Source organism: Ruminococcus sp. (assembly GCF_019423705.1).
Classification (GTDB): Bacteria; Bacillota; Clostridia; order Oscillospirales; family Ruminococcaceae; genus Hominimerdicola.
In genome coordinates this window covers 130,838-150,707 of the sequence record NZ_JAHZAX010000006.1, presented here as the reverse complement: position 1 = coordinate 150,707, position 19,870 = coordinate 130,838, and the positions used below count along the sequence as shown (strand labels likewise).

The following is a 19,870-nucleotide window of genomic DNA, read 5'->3' as shown; positions in this document are numbered from 1 at the left end:
GCCTTGATAGCTTAAGATTTAATTAAGAAATACATTCGGCTGTTTTTAAAGAATATGGATTATAATATTGACTGTAAAAAGAGAAGGGGTCGTGCAAAAATGGATATAAAAAATCCAACGATTTTGGTCGTGGACGATGATAAAGATATAGTCGGAGCAATTGCGAAGCTGCTTGAAATGGAGGGCTATAAGGTAATAAAAGCCTATGACGGTCTTGACGCTTTGGAAAAGCTCACCGAAAACAGCATCCAGCTTATCCTCATCGACGTGATGATGCCGAAGCTGGACGGACTTTCCACGATGATGAAAATTAGAGCGACGGAGAATATCCCGATACTCGTGCTTTCTGCAAAATCTGAGGACACCGATAAGGTGCTGGGGCTTTCAATGGGTGCGGACGATTACATAACAAAGCCTTACAATCCAATGGAGCTGGTTGCGAGAGTTAGAAGCAATTTGAGAAGATATATGCAGCTTGGCGCTATCGACACGGCAAACAAAACGGATATAATAGAGATCGGCGGACTGGAGCTTGACACGCAGGCAAAAAGCCTAAAGGTTGACGGAGAACCTGTCAAGCTCACCGCCACAGAGCTCAAGATACTTGAGCTTCTTATGAAAAACGCCGGCAGGATATTTTCTGCCGAGGAAATTTATTCTAAAGTGTGGAATGAGGACGCCTATGCCGTTGAAAACACGGTAATGGTGCATATTCGTCACATCAGAGAGAAAATAGAGATAAATCCCAGAGAGCCGAAATACTTGAAGGTGGTGTGGGGAATTGGCTACAAAATCGAAAAAATTTGAGCAGACGAACTGGTTCAAGGTTTTTTCCTCAAAAAAGACAAGGACCATCGCCTTTGTGCTTGCCTGCCTTGTGGCAGGCGGCTGCTGCCTTTCGCTGGTGCTTTTTTCAAACAACAATGTTGACAGCAGCAGTAAGTCTTATCTGAAATCGGAAAGCTATAAGCTCGCTTCAAACGAAATGTATGAAGAACTGTGCGTGACAGCTTCGGCGTATCTTCGATATGTTGACGATAACTGGAATTACAAAGAATCAAAGCACCTGTTCAACGATTATCTAAACTATCTTGATTACAACAGATACAAATATAAAAAGACAGAAAATGGCATACAGCTTGTTAACAGCCAGTTCAATTATTACGTCGGCATAACGATAAACGGCAAGACAAGATTTCTCACAAACATAAAGAACGAGAAGAATTACAGCAATGAAGCGGATAAAATAAGGGAATATAAAGACACACATAAAAACTATATCCTTCGCCGCAATAACGAGGTTATGAGTGACAAGACCTCTTCGGGTCAGATAGTTGACTATTATTACAACACGGCTGATTATCTCGACAATTACACCGAAGAATTTTACGCCGATAACCTTATGCCTGTGGGCGGAAGTTATTACGATAATTTCGGAAGATATTTTTACAATTACGGCAATTATGATCCAATAGCTTTTTATAATGTTGACTCATCATACAATGCAAGAAAAGGTCTTGACCTTAGAAATGGTTTGAAATATTCAGAAAGACTGCAAGATGACGAAACAGACGGGAATTATTACAGCAGCGACGGTATTTACTATTATGATGAAGATTATGACTATGGCTTTTATGAGGACGATTACGGAAACGCATGGGCAAAATGTGAAAATCTTTACGACCTGTCTGACTATAAGGCAACAGATAATGACGACTCTGGCATAACCGTGTTCTTTGCGCCAAAGACTGAAAAGCTTACGGCGTTGGAACAGCATTATGCAAAAGCGCTGAGCAATATGAAGCTGGCAAGGCTTTTTGTCATAGGCTTTGGTGCGGCAGAACTGCTGCTGTCCTGCTATCTGCTCATCATCTGCGCATATAATACAAATGATGAAAGCGAAGAGCGCTGGCTGCAAAAGGGAATTTTGAAAAAGACCCCTATTGAAGTCTATGCGGTATTGTGGGCTGTTAGTTGTTTGTTCATTGTTCTTATGCTTGATTGCTGGAGATATATAACAAGTATCTTTTCACAGCTTTTTGATACAACATTTACTGCGCATATGTGGCGTAATATAGTTTGCACAGCTCTGTTTGCACTGCTATATTTTATCAGTCTTGGCTCGCTTATGCAGCTTGTGGGCAAGATAAAAACAAGGTGTTTCTTCAAAGAAAGCCTTATTTGCAGATTTTGCAAATTCATATGGCGCAAGTACAAAGAAACTTCCCTGTATCACTATTTCCACGGACTGACCCTTGGCACAAAGCTGACTGTAAGAACAGTTTTGATCGGCATTATACTGTTCCTTGAATACGATTATTATGCCGACGCAGAATTTGAGTTATTCTTGCTTTTTGTGGCATTCGTACTGATAATATTGGATATCCGTGACTTCTCACAGCTTTCAAAGCTTAGCAAACAGATAGACAGCCTTGGCGAAGAAAAGCCTTATGAGGGCAAGATAAAGAAGCGCTCCTGCGTTTATGCAGAGTCGCAAAAGCTCAATTCTATCCAAGACAAGGTAAGAGAGTCTGTTGAGCAGCAGATACAGTCAGAGCGCTTGAAGGTGGAGCTTGTTACGAACGTTTCCCACGATCTGAAAACGCCGCTGACCTCTATCATCAGCTATATCGACTTGCTCAAGAAAATGGAACTTGACGAAGAGGCTTCAAGCTATGTGCAGATATTGGATAAGAAAGCGCAGAAGCTCAAGGTCATTGTATATGACGTTTTCAGTATCGCAAAAGCCACCAGCGGCGTTGAAGTCAACCTTGCAAAGCTTGACTTTGTAATGCTTCTAAATCAATGTATCGCCGACGCTGAGGACAAGATAGCAAACAGCGGCAAGACCGTCAAGGTCAATATCAATGCCGACAGCGCAATGGTTATGGGCGATGGCGACAAGCTTTACAGAGTGTTCCAAAATATCGTTGACAATGCGCTGAATTATTCAATGGACGGCACAAGGATATTCCTTGATGTGTACAAAAAAGCGGACAGCATAATCTTCTCTGCAAAGAACGTTTCGGCAACGCCAATAAACTTTACAGAGGACGAGATAATAGAGCGTTTCGTCCGTGGCGATAAATCGAGAACTGACGGCGGCAGCGGACTTGGACTGTCGATAGCAAAGAGCTTCACAGAAGCTTGCGGCGGCATTTTCAGGGTAGAGCTTGACGGCGATATGTTCAAAGCGATCGTTGAAATGCCAACACTCACCGACGATAATAACAGCGGCGAGACAAATTAAACAGCAGCAAAAGAAAGATAAAAAATATAAGCAACAAAAAAAGCAGGTGCGGATAAATTCCCGTACCTGCTTTTGCGTTATGCCGATATTATTTTATGCCCTTTACCTTGTAGCCTGCGTCAGTAACAGCCTTTGAGAGCACATCGTCTGCAACGTCCTTGTCAAGTGTGATATAAGCGCACTTATCCTCGAGAGATACCTCAGCGGACACGCCGTCGATAGCGTTGAGCACCTTTGTAACTGTTCCTGTGCAATGTGAGCACATCATTCCGTCGATCTTCATTACCTTTTTCATTTTTCCGTCCTCCGTTAAATTTGTATTGGTAGTTTTATCGTTTACAGAATTTCTGTTTCTGCCGTCCTTGAAAAGATTAAGTCTCAGCGCATTTGTTACAACGCATACAGAGCTGAGGCTCATTGCCGCCGCACCGAACATCGGGTTGAGCTTCCAGCCAAGCAGACCATAGAACACGCCTGCCGCAAGAGGGATACCCAATGAGTTGTAAATAAGCGCCCAGAAGAGATTTTCCTTGATGTTTTTCATAACGCTCCTGCTGAGCTTAACAGCCGTGACAGCGTCGCCGAGATCGCTCTTCATAAGCACGATGTCAGCGGATTCGATAGCGATATCCTGTCCTGCACCGATAGCTATACCAACGTCTGCCGTGGTGAGGGCAGGGGCGTCGTTGATACCGTCGCCGATCATTGCCACCTTTTTGCCCTGCGACTGGAATTCCTTGATGATCTTCGCCTTGTCCTCAGGCATAAGCTGCGCCCTTACCTGTGAAATGCCAAGCTTCTGCTGGATAGCCTTTGCGGTCTTTACATTGTCGCCCGTGAGCATAACAGTCTCAATGCCCAGCTTCTTGAAGCCGCTGATAGCTTCTGCGCTGGTCTCCTTGATCTTGTCCGCAATGAAGAGTATTCCTGCAAGCTTGCCGTCAACAGCGGCGTAAAGTGGTATCTCGCCCTGCTCAGCGCCCTTGTGGGCAAGCTCTTCACCATTTGAGATGTCAACACCGCTCATATCCATAAGCCGCTTGTTGCCGATGAGAACTTTTCTGCCCGATACCTCAGCGGAAATTCCTCCGCCTGCCGTTTCTGTGTAGCTGTCAGTTGCCGCAAGCTCAATTCCATTCGCCTTGCAATGCTCAGTAACAGCCTTTGCAAGAGGGTGAGAAGAACCGCTTTCCGCCGAGCCGCAAAGTCTGAGAAGCTCATCGCTGTCAAAGCCGTTCATAGGCTGGGCTGTGATAAGCTGCGGCTTGCCCTCTGTGCAAGTGCCTGTCTTGTCAAGCACCACCGTGTCAATGCTGTGAGCAGTTTCAAGGCTCTCCGCCGATTTGATAAGGATACCGAACTGCGCAGCCTTGCCTGTGCCGACCATTATTGCCGTAGGCGTTGCAAGACCCAGCGAGCAAGGGCAGGATATAACAAGCACGGATATGGCCATATTAAGTGCGAATGCAAAGCTGTATCCAAGCAGCAGCCATACCACAAGGGATATGACGGCAATAGTTATAACAACAGGCACGAAAACTGCGCTTATCTTGTCCGCAAGTCTTGCCACAGGGGCTTTTGAAGCGGAAGCGTCCTCAACAAGTGCGATTATCTGCGAAAGAGTTGAATCCTTTGCTTGCTTTTCACATCTTACCTTTGCAAAGCCACCGGCCGATACGCTGGCGCTCATAACTCTGTCGCCGATAGCCTTGTCAACAGGTATGCTTTCACCTGTCAGCGCCGACTGATCCACCGTGCAGTTGCCTTCGATGATAACGCCGTCGCAAGGCACAGACCAGCCAGCCTTCAGCAGGAACACATCGCCAACAGCAACGCTTTCCGCCGGTATCTCCTCTTCCTTACCGTCACGAATGACCACCGCAGTTTTCGGCGCAAGGCTCACAAGCTTGTTCACAGCGTCAGCAGTCTTGCCCTTTGAACGTGCTTCAAGATACTTGCCCACAGTAATAAGCGTGAGTATCATTCCGCAGGATTCATAATAAAGGTTCATCATATATTCGTGAGCCGAGCTAAGATCGCCCCTGCCCATAAAATACGCCATTCTGTATGTTCCGTAAACGCTGTAAATAAAGGAAGCCACCGCACCGAGAGCGATAAGGCTGTCCATATTAGGGGAGCGGCGCACAAGATTCTTGAAGCCGTTTGAGAAGTAATGGAAATTTATTGCGATGATAGGCACAGTCAGCAACAGCTGGGTCAGCGCATATATCATCATATTGTGGTGGCCTGTGAATATAGGGGGGATAGGTATATTCGCCATATGTCCCATACAGATATAGAACAGCGGCACCAAAAATCCCACCGACCACCAAAGGCGCTTTTTCATTTTCTTGCTTTCGTCCTGCGCCGCCGCAACAGGTGAGCTGCCTTTGTCAGCCTCGTCCCCCACCTCGCTTGCGCCGTATCCTGCGTCCTGAACAGTCTTGATTATTGCCACAACGTCCGTGACATTCTCGTCAAATTCAGTCGTCATCTTGTTGGCGAGCAGATTGACATTAACGCTCTTTACGCCATCCGCTTTTGACACCGCCTTTTCGATACGGGCTTGGCAGGCCGCACAGCTCATTCCCGTTATATTGAATTTTGCATTTTTCATTTTCCCGACCATTCTTTCTATTGTGAGTTTTTGCCGTTATTTAAGCTTTTTCACAAGCTCCACCGCTTCATCTATCACGGCGGTATTGCCGTTTTTTATCTCTTCCGCCATACAGGTCTGCATATGCTCCTGCAAAATCAGATATCCAAAGCTCTGCATAGCACTTTCCACCGCCGCCACCTGTATCAAAATATCGCCGCAGTAGCGGTTGTCGTCAAGCATTTTCATTATGCCGTTTATCTGTCCCGAAACTCTGCTGAGCCTGTTTTTAAGCTGTTTTATCTCCTTTTCGTCACGGGGAGTGTGCTTGTGTCTGCAAGTATCGCAGCAGCCGCAGGATTTTTCATTAACGTTGCCGTCGCCCATTGTTTTTACCTCCTGTCTATGTTAAATACCCTCAAGGGGTATCTTTGTTGTGATTACATTATATACCCCTCGAGGGTATTTGTCAAGGCTTTTTCAAAAATATTTTTTCTCACAAGGCAAAAAAATGTCCGCCCCAAAAACTTCGGAAGCGGATAGATGATATTCTGTTTGTCAGTAGCCGTAATTATAATTATAATTGTAATTGTTATTGTAGTCGTAATTATAATTGTTGTTATAGTTCGTATCATACGCCGTGGCGTTTTCTTTTTGATACTCGGCGATAGCCTCGTCAACGTTCTTGCAGCTGCCGTAAACAATAGACTGGATGAACGCTGAGTTCGCCGTGAAGTCTGGATTGAGCACGTCCATACCGTAAATGACTTCATTTGTGAAATATCCGTCAGCAGGTATTCTAAGCTGCTGGATATCATAATCCATATAGTCGAAAGCGTTGAGCAGGAGATTTGCGATCTCGCCGTCTGTCAAGTCTGTGTTGACCTCGGGGAGCACTGTGCTGAGGAGCTTGTCAAGCTGAACAAGATTGAGCTTTTTTGCCTCTGTTATGATCTCTGAGATAACACGTCTCTGACGTTCAGTACGCTCATAGTCTGAGTTGCCGACATATCTAAGTCTTGCAAAAGCAAGTGCCTGATTGCCGTTAAGGTGAAGCTTGACCTTGTCAGTATCGCTCTTGCCCTTAAAGTTATCCATATCAATGTAGTCAGTACCCTTCTTGTTTTTAAGGTACTTGTTCTGCTCTCCCATAGGCGCCTTCATCCCCTCGGCTTCTTCCTTAGATACTTCCATATCTATTCCGCCGACTGTTTCAACTATATCTATAAAGGAGTAGAAATTAACTCTTGCGTATCTGTCGATCTCGATACCGAAATAATCCTCGATACATTGCTCGAGATATTCGCAGCCGCCGTGCCAGTAAGCGCTGTTAAGTCTGTTGCCCTCGTCAAACTGCGCCATATAAATGTACATATCACGCATAAGGGAGGTCATAGTCACCGTCTTGTTTTTGGTGTTGATAGAAATTATCATCATAACGTCGGTGTTGCCACGGCTTTCTTCCTCGGTGTCACGGATATCCTCGCCGATAAGCAGGATATTTGTAACGTCCTCGCTGGATATCTTTGAGGACTGCTTGTTGAGCTGAGCTCTCAGCTCTTCCTCTTTTTTCTTTGCGTCAAAAGTATCTGAATCGTCTGTGAGCTCACTGGAATTTACAGGGGCTTTGCCGTAATTGAGCTTGTTATCCTTGTTTCGGTCAAGCATTCCAGTATAGTGGAAGAATATTCCGACTATAAGTGCAATGAGAAGAACGAAAACGATGAATACGATACCAAGGGCAACGCCTGTTTTCTTTTTCTTGCTCCAGCTGTTTTTCTTTTTTGGTTTGTCGCTCTTGTCGCTGTCGGACTTTTTGTCAGAATTCTGCGGCTTTGTCGGGATAGGTATGTTAGCCGTCCTGCCGGGTGAATTTGACTCATCAAGTATTTTTTTATTCTCTATTGCATTTGAAATAAGCGATTTAAGATCGCTGTCACACTCGTTGTTATTAACGGGAGTCTTATTGTCATTATCCATTATAAAACCTCGTTTCCGAAGAATATGTGTACGGGCACATAGCCCGTGTAGGCAAATATATTATTATTATATACTACTTATCGATAAATTACAACATATATTTCATACGAAATTGACATTAAATTTACCTCAAAATTTATGTAATCGAATAATTGCGTAAAAATCATTATAATTTGAGCGGATAAAATCGCCCCTTTGCCGTACAATTTATAAAAAATTTATAGAAAACACGAAAAAACACTTGCGTTTTGGAGAAAAATTTGCTATTATATTATTAAGGCAACACCGCACAACTACCGTCTAGCGGCTTTGTGCACGTCTTGCTTGCATATTGTTCCGTCATATCGCACCAAAACTCCTAGGAAAGCGCCAGCTTGCCGTTGTCGTTTTGATACGATCTGACGAAAAATCTGACTGTGCAATACGCACACAATAGTTGTGCGGTGTTGCCTTAAAGAGCGAAATGAGGAGAATTATGTCCGAATGATTTCTCCTTAATTTTTTTGTGTTTAGATATTTTTATATATGGAGGAAAAAGATATGCCAACTAAATATGTCTTTGTCACAGGCGGTGTTGTTTCAGGTCTCGGCAAGGGTATTACTGCGGCTTCTCTGGGCAGACTGCTTAAAGCGAGAGGTTACAGCGTAACGATCCAGAAGTTTGACCCTTATATAAACGTTGACCCGGGCACGATGTCACCTTATCAGCACGGCGAGGTATTCGTTACCGACGACGGTGCGGAGACTGACCTTGACCTCGGTCACTATGAAAGATTCATTGATGAGAACCTTTCTATCAATTCAAATGTAACAACAGGAAAGATATACTGGACTGTTCTTAATAAGGAAAGAAGAGGCGACTATCTCGGCGGTACTGTACAGGTAGTTCCTCATATCACGAATGAGATAAAGGATCGTCTTTACAGAGTGGGCAAGGACTCAAATACAGATATCGTCATCACAGAGATCGGCGGTACTGTGGGCGATATCGAGTCAACTCCGTTCCTTGAAGCTATCAGACAGGCGTCTATCGAGCTTGGCAAGGAAAATTCCGTGTTTATCCACGTTACTCTCCTGCCGTATATCTCCGGCTCTAAGGAGCTTAAATCTAAGCCTACACAGCATTCCGTTAAGGAATTGCTTTCTATCGGTATCCAGCCTGATATCCTCGTTCTCCGTTCTGAAATGGAAGTACCAGAGGATATGAAGCAGAAGATCGGCCTTTTCTGCAACGTAAGAGGCGAGGACGTTATTCAAAACCTTACAGCACCTTCGCTTTATGAAGTTCCGATCTGGCTTGAAAAGGAAGGTCTTGCAGATGTTGTTTGCCATCACCTTAAGCTTGAGTGCAAGCAGCCTGACCTTAAAGACTGGGAAGAGATGATAAACAGAGTTCACGGCTGCACAAAGAAGGTAACTATCGGCCTTGTTGGTAAGTATGTTGAACTTGAGGACGCTTATCTTTCAGTAGCCGAAGCTCTCCGTCACGGCGGATTTGAGAACAGCGCAGAGGTAGATATCAAGTGGATACAGTCTGAGAACATCGACAGTGAAACAGTCGCTGAAATGCTCCACGGCTGCGACGGTATTATCGTTCCCGGCGGCTTTGGCGACAGAGGTATCGAGGGTATGATCGAGGCTATCAGATACGCAAGAGAGAACAAGATCCCAATGTTCGGTATCTGCCTTGGTATGCAGATGTCAGTTGTTGAGTTTGCAAGAAACGTTGCAGGTCTTGAGGGCGCAAATTCATCAGAGTTCGGCGACACCCCATATCCTGTTATCGACATTATGGATTCTCAGAAGGATATCACAGAAAAGGGCGGCACAATGCGTCTCGGTCTTTATCCTTGTAAGCTGACAGAGGGCTCGAGATGTAAGGATATCTACAATGCAGACCTTATTTATGAGCGTCACCGTCACCGTTGGGAATTCAATAACGCATACAGAAAGGAACTCACAGACAAGGGTCTTATCCTTGCAGGTCTTTCACCTGATGAAAAGCTGGTGGAGATCGTCGAGCTTCCTAAGAGCGTTCACCCTTGGTTCGTTGGCGTACAGTTCCACCCAGAGTTCAAGTCAAGACCAAACAGAGCTCAGCTCCTTTTCAAAGACTTTATCAGAGCCGCTGTTGAGTATTCCGAATTCGGCGACAAGAAGTAAAAAATTTGATAGTTCAGTAATTTCACAGGACGAGCGTAAAAAGCGTTTGTCCTGTTTTTTTGTCATTTGTTTGTTGATATTTACAAAAATACGGTTGACATTTGATTGTAATATGGTATAATATATATAAATGTATCGGACTTGATCGCATATAAAGATCAATATAAGTCGAAAAGGAGTAGATAAAAATGGCAGATCTGAAAGGTACAAAAACAGAAGCCAATCTTATGGCGGCATTTGCCGGCGAATCACAGGCAAGAAATAAGTATACATATTATGCCAGCAAAGCAAAGAAGGACGGCTATGTTCAGATAGCGAACATTTTCGAGGAAACAGCCGCAAATGAAAAGGAGCACGCAAAGATATGGTTCAAGCTGCTTCACGGCGGTATCCCTTCAACTATCGAGAACCTTAAGGACGCCGCAGCAGGCGAGAACTATGAGTGGACTGATATGTATGCAGGCTTTGCAAAGGACGCTCGTGAGGAAGGCTTTGAAGATATCGCTATCCTCTTTGAAAAGGTGGGCGAGATCGAGAAGGAGCACGAAGAAAGATATAAGAAGCTCCTCGCAAATATCGAGGGCGACCTTGTGTTCTCAAAGGACGGCGAGTGCGTATGGCAATGTATCAACTGCGGCCATATCGTTATCGGCAAGAAAGCGCCTGACGTATGTCCTGTTTGTGCACACCCACAGTCATATTTCCAGGTCAAGGCTGAAAACTATTGATAAGATATGTTCAAAGGCAGACTTTATCGGGTCTGCCTTTTGTGTTTTCTCTTGCAATAAAGAGGAAAATGTGTTATTATTAAACTATTAAAGGCCTGAACGAAAGGGGGCGGAAGCTTGATAAAAGAGCTTGAAAACTCAGTCGAATATCTCAAAGGCGTCGGCCCGAAAAGAGCAGAGTGCTATGAAAAGATGGGCGTGAAAACGGTCTATGACCTGCTGAACCATTTTCCGAAAAGCTATATAGACTATACCTCCCCCGTACCTATCGGCGAAGCACCCACGGACGAACCCTGCATAGTAAAGGGCAGGGTAGTAAAAAAGCTCCCCGAAGCGAGGATAAGAAAAGGCCTGTCCGTCTATAAAGTCATCTTCACCGACGATGTCACCGACCTTGTTATCGTTATTTACAACAGCGTATTTCTATATCGCCAGCTGGAGCTTGATAAAGAGTATTACCTCTGCGGCAGGATAACAGGAAATCTAGTCCGCAAAGAGATAAATTCGCCCATAATTTTGCCTGCCGATACCAACGAGAAAATTCAGCCCGTCTATGGCCTCACCGAAGGCATAAGTCAGTCAATGCTGCGGCAGACAATGCGCCTTGCGCTGAACGTGTTCAACCGCAATATCTATGAACCGTTGCCAAAGCCACTTATGCAGAAATACCAGCTTTGCTCTTTGGGCTATGCAATGGAGAATATCCACTTCCCAAAGGATATGCACACCTGCGAACTTGCCAAAAACAGGCTGGTCTTTGACGAGCTTCTTGTGCTCCAGCTCGGTATGCTTATGATGAAGAGCCGAAGCCGTGAAAAAAGCGGCTGTGTAATGAAAAACGCCGATATAAGCGATTTTTACGAAGCTCTGCCATTCACGCTGACCGACGGGCAGACCGCCGCTATTGATGACTGCATTAAGGATATGCAGAAAGACAGCCCGATGAATAGGCTCGTGCAGGGCGATGTTGGTTCGGGTAAAACCGCCGTTGCGGCTGGTGCGGCATATTTCGTCTATAAAAACGGCTGTCAGACCGCATTAATGGCGCCAACAGAAATTCTTGCCGACCAGCATTATGAAACGCTGAAAGCCTTTCTCGAACCCCTCGGCGTGAAAGTCGCTCTGCTGACGGGTTCAATGACCGCAAAGCAGAAAAAGCTTGTGAAAGCAGGCCTTGAAAGCGGCGAATATGCCGTCGCCGTGGGCACTCACGCACTTGTCCAGCAGACAACAAAGTTCAAGGACTTAGCACTTGTTATCACGGACGAACAGCACCGTTTCGGCGTTGAACAGCGTGCAGCCCTTGCATCTAAGGGCGCAAACCCACATAAGCTTGTAATGTCAGCCACGCCGATACCGAGAACTCTTGCGCTGATGATATACGGCGACCTTGATATCTCGGTGCTAAAAGAGCTTCCCAAAGGCAGACAGCCCGTTGAGACTTATGCGGTCACAGGAAAGCTCCGCCAGCGTGCTTTCGGCTATGTAAAAAAATACCTTGATGAGGGCAGACAGGGCTACATAGTCTGTCCGATGATAGAGGAAAGCGATATGGAGCTTCAGGACGTAAAGTCCTATGCGAAAAAGCTTTCTGAGGGCGCTTTCAAGGACTACAACGTGGGACTTCTCCACGGAAAAATGAGCGGCGCACAGAAAGAGCAGATTATGGCGGACTTCAAAGATCATAAAATAGACCTGCTTGTGTCGACCACAGTCGTTGAAGTGGGCGTCGATGTGCCCAACGCCGCAGTTATGGTCATAGAAAACGCCGATAGGTTCGGACTTTCACAGCTCCACCAGCTCCGTGGCCGTGTGGGAAGAGGGAAGTTCCAGTCAAGCTGTATCCTTATAACAGATAATGTCAATGAGGGCAGCGTAAAACGTCTGAAAATTCTCTCAAGCACCAATGACGGCTTCAAGATATCGGAAGAGGACTTGAAGCTGAGAGGCCCAGGCGACTTCTTTGGCAGCCGACAGCACGGACTGCCTGCGCTGAAAATTGCGGATATGTCACAAGATATGGATGTTCTCCGCAAAGCACAGAACGCCGCAAGGGATATCCTGTTGACCGATCCGCTTCTTGAACATACAGACAACGCTTATCTGCGTGAATTGGTAAATAAATTGTTCGACAAAACTATGTCAGATAACTGATTTTGTGACAAGCTAAAATGCTTGTCGACATGAAATAAGCGTAAAGTAAAACAACTTAACATAACAAAGAAAAAGGAGACTTTTATGAGTGCATCAAAATTTATTGGCTATATCGCATCAAGAATAGGCATAATGCTGGCTCTGACCATATTCGGAGCATTCGCAGGAATGATACTTTTCCCTGCCATCGTCACATTTTTTCCTTCGTCAATGAGCGGCTTCAAGACATTTATGATAAACACAACCACAGATTCCGTGATAGCCTTCATCATAATGCTGGCGTTCTTTTTGAGGGTATTCTATGACGACGGCAAGCGCCACGCCGCATATGAAAGCTGGAGCAGCGTGAACATCACTATCGTTTATCTTCTTATGCTTATGGTGTATTTTATCCCTGCCATTTTCCGTGAATCTTTCAGCGCCGAGGGCAAGGGCGACGTGTTCTATAAGGTGTTTTATTACCCCTGCCAATGGCTCATCAGCGGGTTTGGTATGGATTATATGGTAGGCGTGCTGGTGGGTATCGGCCTGCTGCTAGTGGCTTCATTTGCGATCTATCTGACAGCCTATAAGATTTATATACACAAGCACCCGGTTATCCTCAAAGCGCCAAAGCGTTTTGAAGAGCAGGAGCAGCAGTAAAGATTCTGTTGTGAATTTCAACATATTTTGCCTATTATAACGTGTGAGATATGTGTGAAACTATGTAAAAATATTAAGAAATATGAAAATTGTTAGTTCAATTATTCTATTTGTACAAAATTGATAAAAATAAAGTGATTATTTTGTGAATAAAATTCTTAACAAAAGTGACTCAATCTCTTGCTAAAAGATGAAAATAATGTTATAATTATAAAAATGCGTTTTGTAGGTCTATCGGATTTGTGCAGTTTTGTAGAAAACACCGAAGAAAAGCAAAATGTATAAAAAAGTGGAGGTGTATCTACATATTATGAAGAAGTTTTCCTATGTTGCTAAGGATACCTCGGGCAAGACCATAAAGGGTATCTATGAAGCTGAGGATGCACAGGAAGTTCTGGATAAGATCCACGAACAAGGGCTGTTCTGTATCAGTTACAGCGAAGCGCTGGGAAGTGCGGGAAAGCAGTCCGCTCACAAGTTCAATACTAAAGAGCTTGCATTCTGCTGCCGTCAGCTTGCGGCAATGATGTCGTCCGGACTTACTATCGTAAAGGCTCTCGATATCCTTTATAAAGAGGAAGAGAACAAGCAGGCGAAAGAAGTTTGGAGAAGCGTTTACGACGACGTTCAAAAAGGTCAGAGCTTTACTGAGGCCCTCGATACAAGAAGAGGTTGTTTTCCTGACTTCCTTATCTCAATGGTCGATGCCGGTGAGACTTCCGGTACGCTGGATGTAACGATGCAGCGACTGAGCGATTACTACGCTAACTCAAACAAGTTGAACAACAAGGTAAAGAGTGCGATGACATATCCTATTATCCTTGGCGTTCTCTGCGTTGTAATGGTAATCGGTATGTTCACGTTCATTATGCCTATCTTTAAGAACCTTATGACTGAGGATCAGATGCCTGCACTTTCAAAGGCGCTGTTCTCATTTAGTGACTTCCTTAAAGCTAAGTGGTATATCCTGCTTATTGTTTTGGCAGCTTTGATATTCGGTTGGATCTACGCTTTGAAAGTTCCTTCCGTAAGACTGAAATTTGACTATTTCAAGATCAAAATGCCGGCAGCAGGTAAGCTTATCGTAAAGATCTACGAAGGCCGTTTCGCAAGAACTCTTTCGTCTCTTTATTCCAGCGGTATCCCAATGGTAGAATGTCTCGAGCGTTCATCAAGGATCCTCGGCAACGCTTATGTTGATAAGATGTTCATTCAGGTAGTCGATGAAGTAAAGCAGGGCGCTCCGCTTTCAGTTTCTCTTGCAAAGACGGAGATATTCGAGGGAATGTTCACCTCGATCATCTACGTCGGCGAAGAGTCTGGCGCACTTGACGAGATCCTTGAAAAGACTGCTGACTACTATGAGGAAGAGGCAGACGCAGCCGTAACAAGACTGGTAGGACTTATGGAACCATTGCTCATCATCTTTATGGGTGTTGCTATCGGTCTCTGTCTTGCAGGTATCTACCCGATGCTTTACAGCTCGCTGTCAGGTCTGGAAGAATAATATACATTTATTATTTGGTTCGGAAATTTTTGTTATCCTCCCTCTCCGAGCAATATCGGAGAGAGCGGATATCAGTTTGAAAAATATATTAAGAGGTGAAGGATTAAATGCTATCATTTGATATTTCTGATAGACAAATCAACATTGTTAAAGGCGATAACTCCTCTAACAAGATCAGAATCGAAAGATCGTTGCAGGTAGACGTTCCTGAGGATATGATCCTTAATGGTGAGGTCATCAACTTGTCAGGTCTTGCAGATCTGCTTATGACTCAGATCAAGGCTGAAGATATGCTCGATAAGGACGCTATCGTAACGTTCTCTTCAAGCAACATCGTTTTCAAGGAGCTTGTTGTTCCAAAGGCAAAGGGTAATGAATTCCTCCTTATGGTACAGAACCATATGAGTCAGGAAATGGGTATTACAGATGAGTACTCAATTTCATATACTGTTGTAGGAGAGGCCGGAGAGGACAATCCTGGAGCAGTTAAGGTGCTCGCAACTGCCTGCCCAAGCTCAATAGTTGAGAGTTACAGAAAGCTCTTCAACATTATGAGTATGAACCTGAGATCAGTTAACATCGGCTGTAACTCAATCGCAAGAATCGTTCTTGCTGATAAGTCCAATATGGAAAAAATGCCGCTTCTGGTTTGCCAGATCGACAAGAACTTCCTCGGTCTTACACTTTTCGAGAACGGTCAGATGGCATTCGCTAGATACGTTCCGATCTCTGAGGAAGATTACGATTCAGACGATTATATCACAGAGGCTCTCAACGAGAACATCTTTAGAATGGAGCAGTTCAACAAGGCAAGAGGCGGCTCGGGTCTTGAGAACGTTATCCTCTATGGCTTTATCGAGGACTACATCAAGCTCGTTGACGCACTTGACGGACTTGACATCAAGGCTTCCGTTCTCGGCGTACCTGCTCAAATCACAGGTTTTGAGAACTTCGAATTCACAGTATTCGCAAACGCTATCGGTGCTCTTTATAAGAGAAACAAGGCAACAGAGAAGATCAACCTCCTCGAAGTTGACCAGTCAACAGGTAAGGGCAGCGGAAGCGGAATGGGTTCGCTCCTTATCACAGGCGGTGTGTTCGTAGCAGCGGCAGCTGTTATCATCGCAGGTGCAACACTTATCATCAATATCAGAAAGAATTCTATTCAGGACGATATCGACAAGACAAATCAAGAGATCGCGGTCTGCAACGAGAAGATCGCTCAGAACCAAGTTCTCCACAACAAGAAGCAGATTATGCAGGAGTATTCCGATTATGTAAACGCAGCGAATGCTTCACTCGAGACACTTCCTGTTGTGTCAAGTTCTTTGCTTGACACTATTGAAGAAGCACTTGGAAGCTTTGAATACAAGGGCTTTGCATTCGACCTTGACGCAGGAACGGTTACACTTTCACAGGTTACTCTCAACGAGCAGTCAGATGTAACCAAGGCTATCGAATCACTTGTAAATACTGGTCTGTTCCAGCCGGAAGTTGGCTACACAGGCTATTCTATCAACACAGAGGGCGGTTCTTCCGTCGTATTGGATTCTTTGGTACTTTATCTGAAAGATGTGGGTGAATAATTATGAAGTTGAATTATCGTGATAAAATAATTTTGATTGTAGTATTCGTGATACTTGTGCTGGTTGCAGGCTTTATGCTTTTCGTTAAACCTGCCATCGACGATTGCAGCGCAGCAAGCGACGAGCTGGAATCCGCTAAGGTAACGCTCAGCGACCTCCAAGATCAGATCGACAAGGATAAGAACTTGGCAGCAGAGATACAGACGCTTTACACAAGCACATCACAGGTCGCAGCTAACTTCTATGATTATCAGACAAGTTACAGAGCTACTGATAAGCTCCGTGAACTGTTCGATACAAAGAACGTTAATATCACAAACACAAGTATGAGCATTTCAGCATATTCAAGCACAGTTCTCCAGCCTTATACATATGCTTCTACTATTACATATACTGAATTTGACCAAAAGGTAGATCAGTATAACGGTGCTGATTCAAGCGCTGATTCTGCTGCTGACGCAAATGCTGCCGCAGCTTCAACAGACGCAAACGCTGTAACAGCAAGCGCACAGACGATCGGTTGCTACACACTTGACGTTTCGTTCAACAGCTCACTTGACGGTTTCAAGAACTTTGCAGATAACCTCTCAACAAACACAGAGAAGAGTATGGTCATCAAGACTATCTCTATCGACGATGTTAACGAGAGCGAGATCTCCGGTTCGATGACTCTTCAGATGATGGTAATGAAGAAGCTCTCAGATCCGTCTGCCAGCTAGTTGACAACTATTTGGTAGGAAATGGGTATATCCCTTTCCTGCCAATTAGTGCTATATATAATTAAAAATTTTATATAAGTAAACATTTAATAACGAGGAGGAAAGGTGGTAAATATGAAAAAGAATAGCAAAAAGAACCAAAAAGGTTCAGTTCTTTTTACTGTTATTTGCTTTGCGACGGTTCTCTTGATGTTATCAACAACGGCACTTTCATTAGCTAGCTATTCTGCTAAAGTGTCAAATACAAATGTAAGGGAGAGCCAGGCTGCTGTTCTTGCGGAAGATTATCTTGATGAGTACCTCAGAACCTTTGGTACAAATTATAAGGACCTGAAGGACATGGTCGGTAGTGCTACCGAGGCTGCCCCTGTAAAGTTTACAGTTTCCCTTAAAGACAGTTCAAATAATGATGTAAAGGTTCTGCCAAGCTCATCTGATACTGCTGTAATTTACGCATATAAGAGTGGTACAAGTATTATTGTTAAGTCAGAAGTTACTTACGCTGGCGAAACTGAATCCTGTAAAGCTGTATTTAACTCAACATCAGTTTCTCAGTATAAGTCAGTTGCCGCTCTCGAAACAACCGATGAATACGATATCGGTGAACTTAACACGCCGATCAGCGGTGATATGATAATTGAATCATACGATCCTGCAAGTGTTGTAAAATTCCACAATGGTAATTATAATTCGCCTTTTAAATCGAATATCTTTGCTCAATGTAATCTTATGATCGGCTCAGGTTCAACACCTGAGAATTTTGAAGATACCACTACTGGTTATGCACCGACTATCTCTGCTTTAGGTAATATAGGTTGGGTAAATGGCAAAATGAAAACTCAGGTGGGTAAAAATGATATAACTGGTAAAGATTCTAAAGACTACGGATATGACACATCTAACCTTGATAACAAAAATGGCTATATCAACACAGATAAGAAATTTATAGTTCTTACAAGTGCAGCTGCTCCAAATATTGGTGAAGCTAGTAAGCCTATCGACATTTATTGCAAAGGTTTTATAGCTGGTGAGTTGCCGAGTAGTTTGAACAACGAAGATGTAGCAAGTGGTAAAGTCGATATGTCAGCAAGCAAGACTGATATAGAGAATACTTTCGGCAGCACAGGTGGTAATAAGTCTATTACTACTACTGGTAATATTTATTGCTATAAGGGTACTTCACAGGATGGTAAGTCACAGGATGGTACATTCGTATTAAATATTGATCAGACATACACCATAAATGGTGACTTGGTGGTTGACGGTGATATTTACCTTGTTGGTATTTCAAAGATCAAGGCAAATAATATTTACTGTACAGGTAATATTTATGATGCTAGTGGTAATTCTTATTGGAAAAATGGAACAACTAATGCTGCTTATAGTTCCAACAATAGTATAGAAGTAGCGACTAGTGGCGTGATAGCACGTGGTTCTGCACCTGCTTCAAATCGTGCAACTGCGCCTACTATGGATTATGCTCCTGGTTTGTATGACAAGAATAACCCAACAGCTGATTGCAAGTTGGTTCTGCCTTCTAAGTCTATAAAGATCGCTACAACAAACAATATGTTTGTTGATGGTTTGAGCACAGCAAGTGATAAAGATAAGGCTGAAAAAGCTAAATTTATTCAGGATAAGTATAATGAGGCTTTAAAGCATCTTATTACAGATGAGTATGATGTTACAAATATGACGACCAAAACAAAGGCTGGCCCAGTTGCATACTTTGCAGATAAGCCAACAACACAGGTCAAATTTGATGACGGAAAGACTGATCTGACAAGTGATCAGCGTAAAAAGGGTATCATTATCCAGAGAAGTTGTAGATTGACAGAAGATGAGGTTGGTGACTATACTGACGGCAGCAGCATTAAGATCACAGTAGATCTCGACAAGGCTGAAAGTGATGTTGTTTTGCTGTTACCATTAGTAGAAAAAAGAAATGAAGAATGGTGGCCAGATCATAAGGTCTACTATACTCTCGGTTGTACATTTAACGGACAAATCAGGGTAAGTCGTTCAGATAATTGCAAGTATTTTTGTTATATAATGTTCTATGATCCATCTGATCTTGATAATAACTTCTATAATAAAGCTACAAGTGATCCTGACTATGCAACGCTTTTAGCAAGCAATCAGAATATAACAATTAATTTCTCTCAGAGAGATAGTCATATTCCTTTGTGTGATACTAATTTCGCAAGTATGGATGCTACAAAAATAAATACAAGTTTTGATCCTAATAGTACCAATGTGAACAATATGATACTTCTTCCTGACGGTGCAAAGTTAGAAACTGGTGATGGCGGTACAACTCTTGAAACAGTCATTTATGGCCCTGTTTCTAATATAAAAATGTTGGGCAATAACAACAAATTCTATGGTCAGGTAAAGGTAAAGTCGTTTACCAAGGCTAGCAATGGTGATTACTATAATATTGTTAGAACATTGCCGGATGATGAATCTGTACTTGATTATATCAATTCTGCATTGCCATCAAATGGCGAGACTAAACTTGCATATTACACTAACTAGCAAGAGG

The 19,870-nt window shown here is 43.7% G+C and carries 13 protein-coding genes; 10 read left to right on the top strand and 3 right to left on the bottom strand.

Translation table 11 applies throughout. The features are described 5' to 3' along the window. The first annotated feature begins 99 nt into the window (after nucleotides 1-99). The gene (locus tag QZ371_RS06730) at nucleotides 100-807 is read left to right on the top strand and encodes a response regulator transcription factor (RefSeq protein WP_295210939.1); all 708 of its coding nucleotides are present in this window, start codon (nucleotides 100-102) and stop codon (nucleotides 805-807) included. Further along, entirely contained in the window at nucleotides 782-3,250 is a 2,469-nt protein-coding gene (locus QZ371_RS06725; protein ID WP_295210936.1) for a HAMP domain-containing sensor histidine kinase, read from the top strand. Before QZ371_RS06730 ends, QZ371_RS06725 begins: the two co-directional genes overlap by 26 nt. An 88-nt stretch (nucleotides 3,251-3,338) precedes the next feature. Here QZ371_RS06725 and QZ371_RS06720 read toward each other — a convergent pair whose 3' ends face one another. The 3 genes from QZ371_RS06720 to QZ371_RS06710 all read right to left on the bottom strand — a co-directional run bounded on the left by QZ371_RS06720 (nucleotide 3,339) and on the right by QZ371_RS06710 (nucleotide 7,826). Then, the gene (locus QZ371_RS06720; RefSeq protein WP_295210934.1) at nucleotides 3,339-5,867 is read right to left on the bottom strand and encodes a heavy metal translocating P-type ATPase; all 2,529 of its coding nucleotides are present in this window, start codon (nucleotides 5,865-5,867) and stop codon (nucleotides 3,339-3,341) included. Between the two features lie 36 nt (nucleotides 5,868-5,903). Then, entirely contained in the window at nucleotides 5,904-6,233 is a 330-nt protein-coding gene (locus QZ371_RS06715) for a metal-sensing transcriptional repressor (RefSeq protein WP_295210931.1), read from the bottom strand. A gap of 171 nt (nucleotides 6,234-6,404) precedes the next feature. Next, nucleotides 6,405-7,826 (bottom strand): LCP family protein, encoded by a 1,422-nt coding sequence (locus tag QZ371_RS06710; protein ID WP_295210915.1) that lies wholly within the window; start codon nucleotides 7,824-7,826, stop codon nucleotides 6,405-6,407. A 540-nt stretch (nucleotides 7,827-8,366) separates the two neighbouring features. On the opposite strand from QZ371_RS06710, the gene QZ371_RS06705 reads away from it, so the two are divergent. The 8 genes from QZ371_RS06705 (at nucleotide 8,367) to QZ371_RS06670 (ending at nucleotide 19,863) form a co-directional block, all read left to right on the top strand. Then, complete coding sequence (locus QZ371_RS06705; protein WP_295210912.1) at nucleotides 8,367-9,989, top strand: CTP synthase; 1,623 nt, start codon at nucleotides 8,367-8,369, stop codon at nucleotides 9,987-9,989. 188 nt (nucleotides 9,990-10,177) lie between these two features. Then, nucleotides 10,178-10,717: a rubrerythrin gene (gene rbr / locus QZ371_RS06700; protein WP_295210909.1), complete on the top strand. Its 540-nt coding sequence runs from the start codon at nucleotides 10,178-10,180 to the stop codon at nucleotides 10,715-10,717. Nucleotides 10,718-10,834: 117 nt separating this feature from the next. Next, on the top strand, nucleotides 10,835-12,871 hold the full coding sequence (recG, locus tag QZ371_RS06695; protein ID WP_295210907.1) for an ATP-dependent DNA helicase RecG: 2,037 nt from the start codon (nucleotides 10,835-10,837) through the stop codon (nucleotides 12,869-12,871). Between the two features lie 84 nt (nucleotides 12,872-12,955). After that, nucleotides 12,956-13,513, top strand: a complete 558-nt coding sequence (locus QZ371_RS06690) for a hypothetical protein (protein WP_295210905.1) — start codon at nucleotides 12,956-12,958, stop codon at nucleotides 13,511-13,513. 277 nt (nucleotides 13,514-13,790) lie between these two features. Then, nucleotides 13,791-15,020, top strand: coding sequence for a type II secretion system F family protein (locus QZ371_RS06685; RefSeq protein WP_295210903.1), 1,230 nt, complete (start codon nucleotides 13,791-13,793; stop codon nucleotides 15,018-15,020). A gap of 107 nt (nucleotides 15,021-15,127) precedes the next feature. Beyond that, entirely contained in the window at nucleotides 15,128-16,606 is a 1,479-nt protein-coding gene (gene pilM / locus QZ371_RS06680; RefSeq protein ID WP_295210901.1) for a pilus assembly protein PilM, read from the top strand. A gap of 2 nt (nucleotides 16,607-16,608) precedes the next feature. Continuing rightward, nucleotides 16,609-17,325, top strand: coding sequence for a hypothetical protein (locus tag QZ371_RS06675; protein ID WP_295210898.1), 717 nt, complete (start codon nucleotides 16,609-16,611; stop codon nucleotides 17,323-17,325). A gap of 114 nt (nucleotides 17,326-17,439) precedes the next feature. Further along, entirely contained in the window at nucleotides 17,440-19,863 is a 2,424-nt protein-coding gene (locus QZ371_RS06670; protein ID WP_295210896.1) for a hypothetical protein, read from the top strand. Nucleotides 19,864-19,870 lie beyond the last annotated feature (7 nt).